Origin of the sequence: Serratia myotis, from assembly GCF_027474885.1 — a bacterium.
Classification (GTDB): Bacteria; Pseudomonadota; Gammaproteobacteria; order Enterobacterales; family Enterobacteriaceae; genus Serratia; species Serratia proteamaculans.
On record NZ_CP099707.1, the window covers coordinates 1805120 to 1821514 of the forward strand.

At 55.8% G+C, this 16395-nt stretch carries 10 protein-coding genes and 1 pseudogene; 9 read left to right on the forward strand and 2 right to left on the reverse strand.

Annotated features, from left to right (window positions below):
• Position 1: 1 nt before the first annotated feature.
• Complete coding sequence (gene cydD, locus NHG65_RS08475) at positions 2-1768, reverse strand: heme ABC transporter permease/ATP-binding protein CydD (protein WP_207980079.1); 1767 nt, start codon at positions 1766-1768, stop codon at positions 2-4.
• A gap of 221 nt (positions 1769-1989) precedes the next feature.
• Entirely contained in the window at positions 1990-2961 is a 972-nt protein-coding gene (gene trxB, locus NHG65_RS08480) for a thioredoxin-disulfide reductase (protein WP_099061793.1), read from the reverse strand.
• Between the two features lie 669 nt (positions 2962-3630).
• Here trxB and lrp point away from each other — a divergent pair.
• The 9 genes and pseudogenes from lrp (at position 3631) to dmsD (ending at position 16207) form a co-directional block, all read left to right on the forward strand.
• Positions 3631-4125, forward strand: coding sequence for a leucine-responsive transcriptional regulator Lrp (lrp, locus tag NHG65_RS08485; RefSeq protein WP_004928318.1), 495 nt, complete (start codon positions 3631-3633; stop codon positions 4123-4125).
• Between the two features lie 120 nt (positions 4126-4245).
• Positions 4246-7803 (forward strand): DNA translocase FtsK 4TM domain-containing protein, encoded by a 3558-nt coding sequence (locus NHG65_RS08490; RefSeq protein ID WP_499183158.1) that lies wholly within the window; start codon positions 4246-4248, stop codon positions 7801-7803.
• 198 nt (positions 7804-8001) lie between these two features.
• Positions 8002-8613: an outer membrane lipoprotein periplasmic chaperone LolA gene (gene lolA / locus NHG65_RS08495; RefSeq protein WP_085116057.1), complete on the forward strand. Its 612-nt coding sequence runs from the start codon at positions 8002-8004 to the stop codon at positions 8611-8613.
• Between the two features lie 7 nt (positions 8614-8620).
• Positions 8621-9964: a replication-associated recombination protein A gene (locus NHG65_RS08500; RefSeq protein ID WP_099061791.1), complete on the forward strand. Its 1344-nt coding sequence runs from the start codon at positions 8621-8623 to the stop codon at positions 9962-9964.
• 110 nt (positions 9965-10074) lie between these two features.
• Entirely contained in the window at positions 10075-11367 is a 1293-nt protein-coding gene (gene serS, locus NHG65_RS08505; protein WP_099061790.1) for a serine--tRNA ligase, read from the forward strand.
• Between the two features lie 269 nt (positions 11368-11636).
• A pseudogene (gene ynfE, locus NHG65_RS08510) lies at positions 11637-14050 on the forward strand (selenate/tellurate reductase subunit YnfE).
• A gap of 10 nt (positions 14051-14060) precedes the next feature.
• On the forward strand, positions 14061-14678 hold the full coding sequence (locus NHG65_RS08515; protein WP_085116061.1) for a DMSO/selenate family reductase complex B subunit: 618 nt from the start codon (positions 14061-14063) through the stop codon (positions 14676-14678).
• Between the two features lies 1 nt (position 14679).
• A complete protein-coding gene (locus NHG65_RS08520) occupies positions 14680-15540 on the forward strand; it encodes a DmsC/YnfH family molybdoenzyme membrane anchor subunit (RefSeq protein ID WP_219015810.1) in 861 nt (286 codons plus the stop codon).
• A 49-nt stretch (positions 15541-15589) separates the two neighbouring features.
• Positions 15590-16207, forward strand: a complete 618-nt coding sequence (gene dmsD, locus NHG65_RS08525) for a Tat proofreading chaperone DmsD (protein WP_219015811.1) — start codon at positions 15590-15592, stop codon at positions 16205-16207.
• Positions 16208-16395: the final 188 nt, after the last annotated feature.

The window sequence follows — 16395 nt, forward strand, 5'->3', positions numbered from 1 at the left end:
ATTATAGATCCCCGCTGCGGTGTGCAATCAGATTGGCGAACAGGCCCGGTTGGGCACTCAGCGTGGCGTAATCGCCTTGCTGGACGATGTGCCCGCCGTCCATGACCCAAATCTGGTCGTAGTCTTCGGTATCTTCCAACTGGTGGGTCACCAGCAGGGTGGTTTGCTGATGCGAGGCGGCATTCAGTGCCTGCATCACCCGCCGTTCACTGTGGGCGTCAAGGCTGGCGGCCGGTTCATCCAGCAGCAGCAAACGACGTGGGCTGATAAGCGCCCGGGCAACTGCTACGCGCTGGGCCTGACCGACGGAGAGACGGGCGGCGTTATCGCCGACTTCAGTCTCTAATCCCTGTGGCAAATGCGGCAGGATCTCACCGACGTAGGCTTGCTCTACCGCCAGCTGTAACTGGGCGTCACTGGCCTGCGGGTTGCCCAGCAGGATATTGGCCCGCAGCGTTTGAGCCGGCAGGTGCGGGTTTTGTCCTACCCAGCCAAGCTGCTGACGCCAGCCTTCGGCGGCCAGCTCGCGCAACTCGATGCCGTTGACCGTCAGAGAACCGCGATAGGGCAGAAAACCGAGCAGCAGGTTCAGCAGCGAGCTTTTACCGGCGCCGCTCAACCCGACCAAAGCAATGCGCTGGTTCGCGGGCAGAGTGAAGCTCAGCGGGCCGGCCAGCAGTACGCCATCCGGTGACAGGATCTCCAGATCCTGCGCCTGCAACTCCAGCGGCGCATCGCTATCCAGCGTTTGCGTGCCGCTACCCATTTGCTCACCTTCGGCACTGAGGAAGGTTTCCAGCGCTTCTGCTGCGCCCACCGCCTGCGCTTTGGCATGGTAGAAGGCCCCAAGGTCACGCAGCGGCTGGAAGAATTCCGGTGCCAGGATCAGCACCAGGAAACCGGCGAACAGCGTAACGCCGGTGCCGTAGCTGCCAAAATTAAGTTCGCCAAGGAACGAGAAACCAAAATAGACCGCCACCACAGCGATGGAGATGGAGGCAAAGAACTCCAGCACCGCTGACGACAGAAATGCCAGTCGCAAGACTTCCATGGTGCGAGTACGGAAATCCTCGGATGATTTGGCAATCTGCGCGGTTTCCGCTTCAGCCCGGTTAAACAGGCGCAGCGTATCCAAACCGCGCAGGCGATCGAGGAAGTTACCGCTCAGTCGTGCCAGCGCCACAAAGTTGCGGCGGTTGGCGTCTGCGGCACCCATACCGACCAGCGCCATAAACATGGGGATCAGCGGGGCGGTGGTCAACAGGATCAGGCCGGCGGCCCAGTTTATCGGGAATACGGTAATCAGGATCAGCACGGGGATAAACACCGCCAGGTACATCTGCGGCAGATAGCGAGAATAATAATCCTGCATGTCTTCGATCTGTTCGACGATGATGCTGGCCCAACTGCCGGCCGGTTTGCCCTGGATCCAGGCCGGGCCGAGTTGCTGCAGTTTATCCAGCACCTGCTGACGCATACGCTGGCGGATCACCTGTCCGCAGATAAAACCGACGCGTTCACGCAGCCAACTCAACACCGCCCGCAATGCGAAGGTGGCGGCCAGCCAGATAAACGAGGGGATAAGCTGTTCGCGCGGGGCGTGCTCGATAATCAGCGCGTGGAGCAGGGCAGCCAATAGCCATGCCTGGGCGACAATCAGAATGCCGCTTATCAGCCCCAACAACATGGAAAGGCGCAACCAACGCTGCGCCAGGCTGCTCTGAGTTTTGAGCCAATGTGTTAACTGTTGCTGTCTGGTTTTTTTCATCAGATATGGGTCTGCGTCGCCGGCGCCTGTGGGTACAGACAAGGTTAACGTACTGTTAAAAAAAGTGTTTGCCCCAACCTGAAGCGAACAAGTGAAGGCCAATGTTACCTCTTCACCCGACAGACTGAAAATAATAAAGCGGTCAAATAGCGGTATAACAGAAAGATGGCGGCAAAAAAAAAGCGGCTGTGATAGCCGCTTTTCAAAATGACAGTGTGGGGTTACAGCACTTCTGCGCCGGCAATGCCGTCCAGATAACGCTCAGCGTCCAGCGCCGCCATACAACCGGTCCCGGCGGAGGTGATCGCCTGGCGGTAGATGTGGTCCATCACGTCGCCGGCAGCGAATACGCCAGGAATGGTGGTCTGGGTGGCATTACCGTGAATGCCGGACTGCACCTTGATGTAGCCGTTTTCCAGTTCCAGCTGACCACCGAAAATGCTGGTGTTCGGGCTGTGGCCGATGGCGATAAACACGCCAGCCAGTTCCAGGTCCTGCGTTTGGTTTTCCGCTTTGGTGCTGCGGATGCGTACGCCAGTCACGCCCATCTGATCGCCCAGCACTTCGTCCAGGGTATGGTCGGTATGCAGCACGATATTGCCGTTTTTCACTTTCTCCATCAGCCGGTTGATCAGGATTTTCTCTGAACGGAAGCTGTCACGGCGGTGAATCAGGTGAACTTCGGCCGCGATGTTGGACAAGTACAAAGCCTCTTCCACGGCGGTATTACCACCGCCGACGACCGCGACTTTCTGATTGCGATAGAAGAAACCGTCGCAGGTGGCACAGGCAGACACGCCTTTGCCTTTGAACGCTTCTTCGGTAGGCAGGCCAAGGTAACGTGCGGAAGCGCCAGTGGCGATGATCAAAGCATCACAGGTGTATTCGCCGTTGTCGCCAAACAGACGGAACGGACGGTTCTGCAGCTCAACGCTGTTGATGTGGTCAAACACAATCTCGGTCTGGAATTTTTCCGCATGCTCACGCATACGCTCCATCAGCGCCGGGCCGGTCAGGCCTTCGGCATCACCCGGCCAGTTTTCCACTTCGGTGGTGGTGGTCAACTGACCCCCTTGTTCCATACCGGTAATCAATACCGGGCTCAGGTTGGCGCGCGCTGCGTAAACGGCGGCGGTGTAGCCAGCCGGGCCGGAGCCCAGGATCAATAATTTACTGTGTTTAGCCGTGCCCATGAATAACCTCTTTTCCCACAATGGCGGACAATGGATTCGATTGTAGGGAAAATGCGGCATTAAAAAAAGCGTCAGGGGATGTTGTTAACGATTTGTTTGATAGTCATGGCCTATTAATTATTATTTTGCTGCTAAAGCGAGCGTAAAACGCAGCAATTTAACTTATGGAAGCCACTCAACACTGTGGTGTACTCAATGGGTCAGAAACAGCCCGTAAAGCGGGTTTAAGCGCCTTGGCAGCGGGGTTTTTAAGCCAGCGATTCATAACTAAAAACGGGGTGCTAACTTTTCATGACGGTACGTTCTTCTGATTTTGCTTCTTTTACTTTGACAATCCGCTGCGCATTTGCGAAAACATCATAGGAAGAAGAAATTATCCCTGTCCCTGCAGTAAATCGTACGTATTTACGGCGTTGGCGCAGAATTTTGCGCCGTTGCTGAAGCCGCGTGCGGCGGGTGAGGGGACACCGCGCAAGCGAGGGGGATTTCTTCTTGCAATAACGTCATTTAACTACCCGGTGCAGGGTTTGACAGACAGACTGCACAAGGGGTGATGATGGTAGTGAAGCATATGACAGGCATTGGGTCTTCGCTTGGAACGAACCCTTACACATTGATGTTGGTTAGGGTGTGGCAAGTGCAGGGAAGAAAATAAGAGAGACAATAATAATGGCAGACAATAAGAAACGCCCGGGTAAAGATCTCGACCGTATCGACCGCAATATCCTGAACGAGCTGCAGAAGGATGGGCGTATTTCGAACGTTGAGCTTTCGAAGCGCGTGGGGCTATCTCCAACTCCATGTTTAGAACGCGTGCGCCGCCTCGAGCGCCAGGGTTTTATTCATGGCTATACCGCTTTGCTCAACCCGCATTATCTGGACGCTTCCCTGTTGGTTTTCGTGGAAATCACGTTGAATCGCGGTGCGCCGGATGTGTTTGAGCAATTCAACTCAGCCGTTCAGAAGCTTGAAGAAATTCAGGAGTGTCATCTGGTGTCCGGTGATTTCGACTATCTGTTGAAAACCCGCGTGCCGGATATGTCGGCTTACCGTAAGTTGCTCGGTGAAACCTTGCTGCGTCTGCCGGGGGTTAACGACACCCGTACGTACGTGGTAATGGAAGAAGTGAAACAGAGTAACCGTCTGGTTATCAAAACACGGTAGGGTGCAGGTGCAAAACCTGATTAAATTGGTTACACTCCTGTTTATTCATACAGTTTCGGCGCCGGGGAAGCTTCTCGGCGCTGTTGCTATGTCAGCTAACAGGAACCTGGAGAGCCTTTCTTGAGCCAGGAATATACAGAAGATAAAGAAGTTACCTTGAGAAAACTCAGCAGCGGTCGCCGTTTGCTCGAAGCTGTGTTGATTGTGGTAGCCATTTTTGCCATTTACCTCATGGCTGCCTTGGTCAGTTTTAATCCCTCTGACCCAAGCTGGTCGCAGACCGCGTGGCATGAGCCTATTCATAACCTGGGCGGTGGCGTCGGGGCCTGGATGGCCGACACATTGTTCTTCACCTTCGGGGTACTCGCCTATGCGATACCGCCGATCATGCTGGTGTTGTGCTGGGCGGCTTACCGTCAGCGCGGCAATGGCGAATACATCGACTATTTTGCGCTTTCACTGCGCCTGATCGGCACGTTGGCGCTGGTGCTCACCTCGTGTGGCCTGGCGGCATTGAATGTCGACGACCTCTATTACTTCGCATCCGGCGGCGTGATTGGCAGCTTGCTGAGCAACGCCATGTTGCCGTGGTTCAACGGTATCGGCGCCACCCTGGGGCTGTTGTGCGTTTGGGCTGCGGGGCTGACGCTGTTTACCGGCTGGTCCTGGTTGGTGATCGCCGAGCGCATCGGCGGCGTGGTGCTGGGTACGGCCACCTTTATGACCAACCGCTCACGTCGTGAAGACCGTTATCATGACGATGATGAGCGCTACGTCGAAGATCAGCCTGAATCCGCTGACAAGGATGCCGCGCTTGCTGTGGCTACCTCGGCAACGGCGGCCAATGCGGCGGAAGACGACGTGTTGTTCTCTGCGCCTTCGGTAACGGAAACCGCCAAAATGGCGGCGGAAGATGCCGAAGATCCGTTACTCAGCGGTCTGCGGGCTAATGATGACGATGAGGCCGATGTCGCGCCTGTCGCGTCAGCGGTAGCCAGCGCCCCTGTCACTGCGGCACCTGTCGTGGCTCAGGCACCGTCGGTTACTGCAGCACCTGTGGCTCCGGCCTCGGTGAACCAGCATCCGATGAGTGCGGTAGCAGAAAACACCGCACCGCCGCTGTATTCGTTTGAAATCCCTGAAGAGACGCCGACGCCGAAGTTGACGCGCCAGGCCGATCCTTACCGGGACGACGATGAACCGCGTATGGGGAACTGGGACGCACCGGCCGTATCGCCGTCGCCAGACCGTTCCCCGTTTGATTTTTCTGCCGCCCAGCGTGATAGCGTTGACGTCAGCGCTCCGGCCGGCTTCAGTGCCGCTGAGCCTGCCGTTACCCCGTTTGGCAGCGTGAAACCTCAGGCACCTGCCGCAGCGGCGGCGATTGCCGGTGCTGTTGCCGCCAATACCTTTATGCCGGCCTTTAGCGCTACCAGTGATGCTAACTCGCAGGTGAAACAAGGCCTCGGCCCTGAATTACCGCGTCCTAATCCGGTACGCATTCCGACTCGTCGTGAACTGGCTTCTTATGGCATCAAACTGCCTTCGCAGCGCATGGCCGAACAGGAACAGCGCACCCGAGGGGACGATGAGCCATTGCAGAATGCGGATAATCTTTCGCCAGATGATGAAGCCCTGCAGGAAGCGGCGTTACGTCAGGCATTTGCCGAGCAGCAAAGCCAGCGTTACGGTGAGGAATCTGCGTCGGATAATCTGGATGATGAAGCTGCTCTGCAGGAGGCCGCACTGCGTCAAGCGTTTGCCAACCAGCAAAGCCAGCGCTATGGCCAGCCAGAAGTCGCGCCATCGGTGCAGCCAACTACGCCGGTCGATACCCGTAATGCGTTCGGCTTCTCGCCGATGGATGATTTGGTTGATGATGGCCCGGTTGAGCCATTGTTCACCTTGTCGCCACAGTTGGAAGAGCGCATTGAGCAGCAAAGCGAGCGTGAAGACGATGTGCCGTTCGGTCAGTTTGAGCCCGCCGCGCCGGCTCAGCCTCAGACTCCGCCGGTACAGTCCTATCAGCCTGCTTACCAACAACCGCAGCAGCAACCGGCAGTGCAGCAACAGCCGCCAGCCTATCAGCAGCCTGTGGCGCAACCGGAACCTGCCGCTGTGCAGCAACCGGCGATGGACAGCCTGATACACCCGTTCCTGATGCGCAACGATATGCCGTTGCAAAAACCGACCACGCCGTTGCCGACGCTGGATCTGCTGACCGAAGCCCCGAAAGAGGTGGAACCGGTAGATTCCTTCGCACTGGAACAAAAGGCGCGTTTGGTGGAGGCCAGCCTGGCCGATTACCGGGTGAAAGCCGACGTGGTGGATATTTTGCCAGGTCCGGTCATCACCCGCTTCGAGCTGGATTTGGCTCCGGGCGTCAAGGCTGCACGTATTTCCAACCTGTCGCGCGATTTGGCGCGTTCATTGTCGACCTCCGCGGTGCGTGTGGTGGAAGTGATCCCCGGCAAGCCTTACGTCGGGTTGGAGCTGCCTAACGTCAAGCGTCAGACGGTCTATCTGCGAGAAGTGCTGGACTGCCCGGCGTTCCGCGACAATCCGTCGCCGCTGGCGATCGTATTGGGTAAAGACATTTCCGGCGAACCGGTGGTGGCCGATTTGGCGAAAATGCCACACCTGCTGGTCGCGGGGACCACCGGTTCCGGTAAGTCGGTCGGGGTCAATGCCATGATCCTGAGCATCCTGTATAAGGCCACGCCGAAAGAAGTGCGCTTTATCATGATCGACCCGAAAATGCTGGAACTGTCGGTCTATGAGGGCATTCCGCATCTGTTGACCGACGTGGTTACCGACATGAAAGACGCCGCCAATGCCCTGCGTTGGTGTGTCGCCGAGATGGAGCGTCGTTACAAGCTGATGTCTGCGCTCGGTGTGCGTAACCTGGCCGGTTATAACGAACGCGTCGATCAGGCTGAAGCCATGGGGCGTCCGATCCCGGATCCGTTCTGGAAACCGACCGACAGCATGGACATCACGCCGCCGGTACTGGAGAAAGAGCCTTACATCGTGGTGATGGTCGATGAGTTTGCCGACCTGATCATGACGGTCGGCAAAAAGGTCGAGGAACTGATCGCTCGTCTGGCGCAGAAAGCGCGTGCGGCGGGGATCCACCTGGTGCTGGCAACTCAGCGTCCGTCGGTGGATGTGATCACCGGCCTGATCAAGGCCAACATCCCGACCCGTATTGCCTTTACCGTATCCAGCAAGATTGACTCGCGCACCATCCTCGATCAGGGCGGTGCTGAATCCCTGCTGGGGATGGGTGACATGCTGTATCTGGCCCCTAACTCCTCCATTCCGGTACGTGTGCATGGTGCATTTGTGCGCGATCAGGAAGTGCATGCAGTGGTTAAGGATTGGAAAGCGCGTGAACGACCTCAATATAAAGAGGGTATCCTCAACGCCGGTGACGACGGTGAGGGGGGTTCCGGCGGTGGTCTGGACGGTGACGAAGAGCTGGATCCGTTGTTTGATCAGGCGGTGGAGTTTGTGGTGGATAAACGCCGCGCCTCTATCTCCGGCGTACAGCGTCAGTTCCGCATCGGTTATAACCGCGCCGCGCGTATCATCGAACAGATGGAAGCGCAGGGCATCGTCAGCGAGCAGGGGCACAACGGCAACCGCGAGGTGCTGGCACCGCCACGGCATGACTGATGAAGTTTTAATCGTTGTTATTTAATTAAAAGGGCCGCTTAGCGGCCCTTGTGCAAAGAAGCGTAAACCCATCGGCTTCTCGGAACATTGGCCTATCTGCCGGCGAATGGCTTCGGGTAGAGTAAAGGTGTTTAAGGGGTAATTTGACCCGCACGGCACCGCCTTGCGGTTAACGCATTTCATAAGGTATCTGGAATAATGAAAAAACTGTTAGTTGCCTGTTGTCTGCTTTCGGGTTTCGCTTCCACCTCTGTGCTGGCCGACGCCGCGCAGGATTTGCAAAGTCGTCTGGCGAAAGTGAACAGTTTCCACGCCAGCTTCTCCCAGACGGTGACCAGCAGCGATGGCGCGGCGGTACAGCAGGGTGAAGGCGAACTCTGGGTTAAGCGCCCGAATCTGTTTAACTGGCATATGACCTCGCCGGACGAGAGCGTACTGGTGTCAGACGGTCAGACCCTGTGGTTCTACAATCCCTTTGTTGAGCAGGTCACTGCCACCTGGCTGAAAAACGCCACCGGCAACACGCCGTTCATGCTGATCACCCGTAATAACGCCAATGACTGGAAACAGTACAACGTTAAGCAGAAGGGCAATGATTTTGAGCTGACGCCAAAATCCAGCAGCGGCAACCTGAAACAGTTCGCTATTACCGTGGATAACAGCGGCACTATCCGCAGTTTTGCCGCGGTTGAGCAGGACGGCCAACGCAGTTCTTACGCGCTGAAAAGCCAGCAGAATGTCGCGGCTGATGCCAGCAAATTCAAATTTACCCCGCCGAAGGGGGTGACGCTGGACGACCAGCGCCAGTGAGGTCCGCGTGAGTAATATGTCGCTCGATTTTTCCCAGAATGAATTCCAGCCGTTGGCCGCGCGGATGCGGCCGACTACGCTGGCACAATACATCGGCCAGCAGCATCTGTTGGCTGCCGGTAAGCCTTTGCCGCGGGCTATCGAGGCGGGACAACTGCATTCGATGATTCTGTGGGGGCCACCGGGCACCGGGAAAACCACGCTGGCGGAATTGATCGGCCGTTATGGCCAGGCGGACGTCGAACGTATTTCTGCCGTCACGTCCGGGATTAAAGAGATCCGTGAGGCGATTGAGCGCGCACGTCAAAACCGTGACTCCGGTCGCCGCACTATCCTGTTTGTCGATGAGGTGCACCGCTTCAACAAAAGCCAGCAGGATGCCTTCCTGCCGCATATTGAAGACGGCACCATCACCTTTATCGGCGCCACCACCGAAAACCCGTCCTTTGAGCTTAACTCGGCGTTGTTGTCGCGTGCTCGCGTCTATTTACTGAAGGCACTGACTGCCGAAGATATCAGTCAGGTGCTGGATCAGGCGATGCAAGACAACAGCCGGGGTTTGGGTGGCCAGAATATCGAACTGCCGGAAGAGACGCGCCGCATGTTGTCGGAGCTGGTGGGCGGCGACGCCCGTCGGGCGCTGAACAGCCTGGAGATGATGGCGGACATGGCGGAAATCAACGCCAAAGGCATCCGCGTATTGACGCCGGAATTACTGAAAGAAGTCTCCGGGGAACGCAGTGCGCGTTTCGATAATAAAGGCGACCGCTTTTACGATCTGATCTCGGCGCTGCATAAATCGGTGCGTGGTTCAGCACCGGACGCTGCGCTTTACTGGTATGCCCGTATTATTACCGCCGGGGGCGATCCCTTGTACGTGGCACGCCGGTTGCTGGCGATCGCTTCTGAAGATGTCGGTAATGCTGACCCGCGTGGTATGCAGGTGGCTATTGCGGCCTGGGACTGCTTCACTCGGGTAGGGCCGGCGGAGGGTGAACGGGCGATAGCCCAGGCTATCGTCTATCTGGCCTGTGCGCCAAAAAGCAACGCGGTTTACACCGCCTTCAAAGCGGCAATACGTGACGCCAAAGAGATGGCTGATTATGACGTACCCGAGCACTTGCGCAATGCGCCAACCAAGCTGATGAAGGAAATGGGGTTGGGTGCAGAATATCGCTACGCCCACGACGAACCCAATGCCTATGCCGCCGGTGAAGATTACTTCCCGCCCGAAATGGCCAAGACGCGTTACTATCATCCAACCACTCGCGGGCTGGAAGGTAAAATCGGTGAAAAGCTGGCATGGCTTGCTGAGCAGGATCAAAATAGCCAGACAAAACGCTACCGCTAGCGTTGCCGTTGCGGTAAGGTTAGCGGGTATCACTCTTCCTTTATGCGGCTATAAATTCAGCCGAATAAAACATCAAATTTTCTTTCAATAACAATAAGCACAGGATTAGCATGCTCGATCCCAATCTGCTGCGTAATGAGCTAGACGCAGTCGCCGTCAAACTGGCTCGCCGAGGCTTTAAACTCGATCTGGATCTGCTGCGTTCTCAAGAAGAGCGTCGCAAAGTTCTGCAGGTAGAAACCGAAACGCTGCAGGCAGAACGTAACTCCCGATCGAAATCCATCGGCGCGGCTAAAGCGCGCGGGGAAGACATTGAGCCGCTGCGTCGCGAAGTAAACGAACTGGGTGACAAGCTGGACACGGCCAAGGCCGCGCTGGACCAGCTGCAGGCTGAAATCCGTGACTATGCGTTGGCGATCCCGAACCTGCCTGACGATGAAGTGCCAGACGGCAAAGACGACAGCGATAACCAGGAAGTCAGCCGCTGGGGCGAACCGCGCCAGTACGATTTCCAGGTGCGCGATCACGTCGACCTGGGCGAAATGGCCGGGGGTCTGGACTTTGCCGCGGCGGTAAAACTGACGGGTTCACGCTTTGTGGTGATGAAAGGGCAAATCGCCCGCATGCACCGTGCGTTATCCCAGTTCATGCTGGATCTGCATACCGAACAGCACGGCTACCAGGAAACCTACGTTCCTTATCTGGTTAACCATGCCACGCTGTACGGTACCGGCCAGTTGCCGAAGTTTGGTGAAGACTTGTTCCACACCAAACCGCTGGAAGAAGAGTCCGACAGCAGCAACTATGCGCTGATCCCAACGGCAGAAGTACCATTGACCAACCTGGTGCGTGACGAGATCCTGGAAGAGGAATCTCTGCCGCTGAAGTTGACCGCGCATACGCCTTGTTTCCGTGCCGAAGCCGGTTCTTATGGCCGTGACACCCGTGGTTTGATCCGCATGCACCAGTTCGACAAAGTTGAGATGGTGCAGATCGTCCGTCCGGAAGACTCTATGGCTACGCTGGAAGAGCTGACCGGCCATGCAGAGAAAGTGCTGCAGTTGCTGAACCTGCCATACCGCAAAATGTTGCTGTGTACCGGTGACATGGGTGCAGGCTCATGCAAGACCTACGATCTGGAAGTGTGGCTGCCGGCGCAGGACACTTACCGTGAGATCTCATCTTGCTCCAACATGTGGGATTATCAGGCGCGCCGTATGCAAGCCCGCTGCCGCAGCAAAACCGAGAAGAAGCCGCGCCTGGTGCATACGCTGAACGGTTCTGGTCTGGCAGTAGGTCGTACGCTGGTGGCGGTGCTGGAAAACTACCAGCAGGCCGATGGCCGTATTCAGGTACCAGAAGTATTACGCCCATATATGGGTGGCCTGGAATATATCGGTTAATAAGTTAGCTGTTCCACGAAAAGCGCCTACGGGCGCTTTTTTTATAAGAAAATTGTTACCCCTTTGTTCGAAAGCCCTTTTTCTTTCAGATACTTCCCCCGCTTTATTGATAGCAGACAAAGTTCACTACTCACTTCTGAGTAATATCCACTCATAGAGGAGGGCTTTTCTCAGGCTCATCAACAGACATCGGATCTGTCTCCTCTGATCGCTGCCTTGAATCAAGGGCATGACGTTTATCAATACCAGGGTAAAACGTGGAGTGAGTTATGTCGGAAAACAAAACAAACCGTCAGGAGTCTGGGGGATTCAGCCGTCGTACGTTGGTAAAATCCAGCGGCATAGTCGGGTTGGCGCTGGCCGTCGGGGGTATCGCATTGCCCTTTAGCCGGCGTGCTTTAGCGGTTTCAATCAGTGAAAGTGTGCTACAAGCCGCACAGGACAAAGTGGTCTGGGGCGCTTGTTCGGTTAACTGTGGCAGTCGCTGTGCCTTGCGTTTACACGTCCGCGACGATGAAGTTTATTGGGTCGAAACCGATAACACCGGCCTGGATGAGTATGGCGACCACCAGGTGCGAGCCTGTTTACGCGGTCGTTCTATTCGTCGCCGAATGAACCATCCTGACCGCCTGAATTATCCCATGAAGCGCGTCGGTAAACGGGGTGAAGGCAAATTCAAACGTATCAGCTGGGACGAAGCTTATGATGCCATCGCCAACAACCTGAAGCGGATTGTCGGGCAATATGGCAACGAGGCGGTGTATATCAATTACACCTCGGGCATTGTCGGCGGCAATATTACCCGCTCATCGCCGAATGCTTCACTGGTCGCCCGTCTGATGAATTGCTATGGCGGTTACCTGAGCCAGTATGGCACTTACAGCACCGCGCAAATCGCCTGCGCCATGCCTTACACCTATGGCAGCAATGAAGGTAACAGCACCTCGGATATTGAAAACAGCAAATTGGTGGTGATGTTCGGTAATAACCCGGCGGAAACGCGGATGAGTGGTGGCGGTATTACCTATTATCTGGAGCAGGCGCGTGAACGCTCTAATGCACGGATGATCGTTATCGATCCACGTTATACCGATACTGCCGCCGGACGTGAGGATGAATGGATCCCGATTCGGCCAGGTACGGATGCGGCATTAGTGGCTGGACTGGCGCATGTGTTGATCAGCGAGAATCTGGTCGATCAACCCTTCCTGGACCAATATTGCGTTGGCTACGACGAAAAAACCTTACCCGCCGATGCTCCAATAAATGGCCATTACAAGGCCTATATTCTTGGACAGGGTGAGGACGGCGTTGAAAAAACGCCGCAGTGGGCGGCAAAAATTACCGGCATTCCGACAGATCGCATTATCAAACTGGCAAGGGAAATAGGCAGCGCGAAACCGGCCTATATCTGCCAGGGCTGGGGGCCGCAGCGGCAGGCCAACGGGGAATTGACCTCGCGGGCCATCGCCATGTTGCCGATTCTGACCGGCAATGTTGGCATTAATGGCGGCAACAGTGGGGCGCGTGAATCCACCTATACCATCACCATTGAGCGTATGCCGGTATTGACCAACCCGGTCAAAGCGCAAATCTCCTGTTTTAGCTGGACCGATGCCATTGCACGAGGCCCGGAAATGACCGCCAGGCGCGATGGGGTTCGTGGTCAGGATAAACTGAACGTACCGATCAAGTTCATCTGGAACTATGCCGGTAATACCATCACCAACCAGCACTCCGACATCAATAAAACCCACGATATTTTGCAGGACGATTCCCAATGCGAAATGATAGTGGTGCTGGAAAACTTTATGACCTCGTCGGCGAAATATGCCGATATTCTGCTGCCGGATCTGATGACCGTCGAACAGGAAGACATTATTCCCAACGACTATGCCGGTAACATGGGCTATCTGATCTTTATTCAACCCGCCACCTCCGCCAAATTCGAACGTAAAGGCATCTATGAGGTGCTGAGTGAAGTAGCGCGTCGTTTGGGGCCAGAGGTGCATCAGAAGTTCACCGAAGGGCGTACCCAGGCACAATGGCTGCAATATTTGTACGCCAAAATGCAGGCGCGGGATCCCCTGCTGCCGGGCTATGAAGCGTTGCGCAGCATGGGCATCTACAAGCGTAAAGATCCCAATGGCCATTTCGTGGCTTACAAAAATTTCCGTCAGGATCCGGAAGCGAACCCGTTAAAAACGCCGTCCGGCAAGATAGAAATCTATTCCAGCCGACTGGCTGAGATTGCCAATGACTGGCAACTGGAGAAAGACGAAACCATCAGCCCGTTACCGGTTTATGCCTCTACCTTTGAAGGCTGGGACGATCCGCTGCGTAAAACCTACCCGCTGCAAATGTTTGGCTTTCACTACAAGGCGCGCACCCACTCCTCGTACGGCAATATCGATATTTTGCAGGCGGCCTGCCGCCAGGAAGTGTGGATCAACCCACTGGATGCGCAATCGCGTGGGATCCTCGCCGGTGACAAGGTGCGGGTGTTCAACGGCCGTGGCGAAGTACGGGTCGAAGCCAAGGTAACGCCGCGCATCAGGCGGATATGAGCGGTGATCGGGTCGATCATGGCGCCTGCATGAATACCCTGACCAGCCATCGTCCCTCGCCTTTGGCGAAGGGGAATCCGCAGCATACCAATCTGATTCAAATCGAAAAGGTATAAGGGGTAGCCAATGACTCAGCAATATGGATTCTTTATCGATTCAAGTCGTTGCACCGGCTGCAAAACCTGCGAACTGGCCTGCAAGGACTATAAAAACCTGACGCCGGATGTCAGCTTCCGCCGCATCTATGAATATGCCGGAGGCGATTGGCAACAGGATGGCGAAGGCTGGCAACAAAACGTGTTTGCCTATTATTTGTCGATCGCCTGCAACCATTGTGAAGATCCCGCCTGTACCAAAGTGTGCCCGACCGGTGCGATGCACAAACGGGAAGATGGCTTTGTGGTGGTGAATGAAGAGGTGTGTATTGGGTGTCGCTATTGCCACATGGCCTGTCCGTACGGCGCGCCGCAGTACAATGCGGCCAAAGGGCACATGACCAAATGCGATGGTTGCCATGAGCGAGTGGCAGAAGGCAACAAGCCTATCTGCGTGGAGTCCTGCCCGCTGCGGGCCCTGGACTTTGGTCCTATCGAGCAACTACGCCAGCAGCATGGCACTTTGGCACAGGTGGCCCCGCTGCCGGCGGCGCATTTTACCCGGCCGTGCATCGTGCTGAAACCCAATGCCAATAGCCGACCGAGTGGTGATACCACGGGTTATCTGGCCAATCCGAAGGAGGTTTAATATGGGCATGGGATGGCATGAATGGCCGCTGATGCTGTTTACCGTATTGGGGCAATCTGTGGTGGGGGCGATCATCGTTATGGGAATTGCGGTGATCGGTGGCAATCTGAACCAGCAGCAGGACCGGGCGGTGCATCGCTCAATGTTCTTCTTATGGTTGCTGATGGGCATCGCTTTTGTCGCATCTACCCTGCACCTGGGTTCGCCGTTACGGGCGTTTAACTCTTTAAACCGCGTCGGCGCGTCGGCGTTGAGCAACGAAATTGCCGGTGGCGCGTTGTTCTTCGCCGTCGGGGGGTTCTATTGGCTACTGGCGGTGCTGGGCAAAATGCCAGCGGCGTTGGGCAAAGTGTGGCTGTGGGTGACCATGGCGTCGGGCATAGTCTTTGTTTACGCCATGACGCGGGTGTATCAAATCGATACTGTGCCAACCTGGCATAACGGTTACACTACGCTGAACTTTTTCCTGACGACGCTGATCGGTGGGCCATTGCTGGGCGTTCTGTTACTGCGTGCGGCTGGATTAGCGGTATCAGCCCGCTATTCGCTGGCTATTCTGAGCGTAGTGGCGCTGTTGGTAAGCCTGGGTGCGGTGATGATGCAAGGCTATGAGTTGGCCAGTATCACCAGCTCGGTACAGCAGGCATCAACGTTGATCCCTCAATACGGCCAGTTAATGGTTGGGCGGCTGGTATTGGTGGTGTTAGGTTTAGGTTGTTGGATTTGCCCACTGTTGCGCCGGGGTAACGCGAGCGTGATGGGGATGGTTTTAGGTTTGATTTTGGTTATCGCTGGTGAGCTGGTAGGGCGTGGTGTGTTCTACGGCCTGCATATGACCGTTGGCATGGCGGTAGCCGGTTAATATTGTAGTCAGGCACAGTTCGCTGTGCCCTTAATAGGATCCTTGATTTATGACGCTTGAAAATATCGCTTTAACGGGCCGGGTGCTGGGTGTGTTGTTGTATGCACCGCCAGAAAGTGAAGACGGTCAACAGTTGTTGGCAACCTTGTCTGAATCTGAGTGGGTCAAAGAATGGCCGTATGGCGACGCCGAGCAGTTGCAGACTGCGGCAGCACTGATCGCTACCGGGATTGAAGATGAGCAAGAGGAGTCGTTGGCAGAGGCTTACCAACGTCTGTTTGTCGGGCCTGACACCTTACCGGCTCCGTTATGGGGTTCGGTGTATCTGGACAAAGAGAACGTGCTGTTTGGCAATTCCACCCTGCGTCTGCGCCGGTGGTTACGTTCGAATGGCATTGATGCGCAACACGATCGCAATGAGCCGGAAGATCACATCGGCACCTTGTTGATGATGGTGGCATGGTTAGCTGAAGAACGTCAGGGTGGGCTGGTTGAACAACTGCTGACCAAACATGTGCTGCCTTGGGCTCCGCGCTATCTGGAGTTGTTGCAGGCAAATGCGCAGCATCCTTTCTATCAGGGGCTGGCGCAATTGGCGCAAATTACCCTGAACGCCTGGGGTGAAGAATGCACTGCCGAAGTTGAGTCTTTGGACCTGCATTTCTGATAAAAAATGAACGGCCGTCAGGCGTACAAACGCCGGCGGCTGTTCATCGGTTCGGCATACGGCGAAACGTACCGATTCGCAGACCTTATCACCCAAGGCGGTGGCCAGTTGGCGAACGCGCTGAATCACCGGTAAAAGCTCAGCGTGGGTGCTGGCAATATCACTCAACAGTGTAGTGACGGCAGTCT

What these genes read in the sequence shown, in the direction of transcription:
- cydD (WP_207980079.1), bottom strand. Translation starts at nt 1,768, where the DNA reads ATGAAAAAAACCAGACAGCAACAGTTAACACATTGGCTCAAAACTCAG.
- trxB (WP_099061793.1), bottom strand. Translation starts at nt 2,961, where the DNA reads ATGGGCACGGCTAAACACAGTAAATTATTGATCCTGGGCTCCGGCCCG.
- lrp (WP_004928318.1), top strand. Translation starts at nt 3,631, where the DNA reads ATGGCAGACAATAAGAAACGCCCGGGTAAAGATCTCGACCGTATCGAC.
- lolA (WP_085116057.1), top strand. Translation starts at nt 8,002, where the DNA reads ATGAAAAAACTGTTAGTTGCCTGTTGTCTGCTTTCGGGTTTCGCTTCC.
- serS (WP_099061790.1), top strand. Translation starts at nt 10,075, where the DNA reads ATGCTCGATCCCAATCTGCTGCGTAATGAGCTAGACGCAGTCGCCGTC.
- NHG65_RS08515 (WP_085116061.1), top strand. Translation starts at nt 14,061, where the DNA reads ATGACTCAGCAATATGGATTCTTTATCGATTCAAGTCGTTGCACCGGC.
- NHG65_RS08520 (WP_219015810.1), top strand. Translation starts at nt 14,680, where the DNA reads ATGGGCATGGGATGGCATGAATGGCCGCTGATGCTGTTTACCGTATTG.
- dmsD (WP_219015811.1), top strand. Translation starts at nt 15,590, where the DNA reads ATGACGCTTGAAAATATCGCTTTAACGGGCCGGGTGCTGGGTGTGTTG.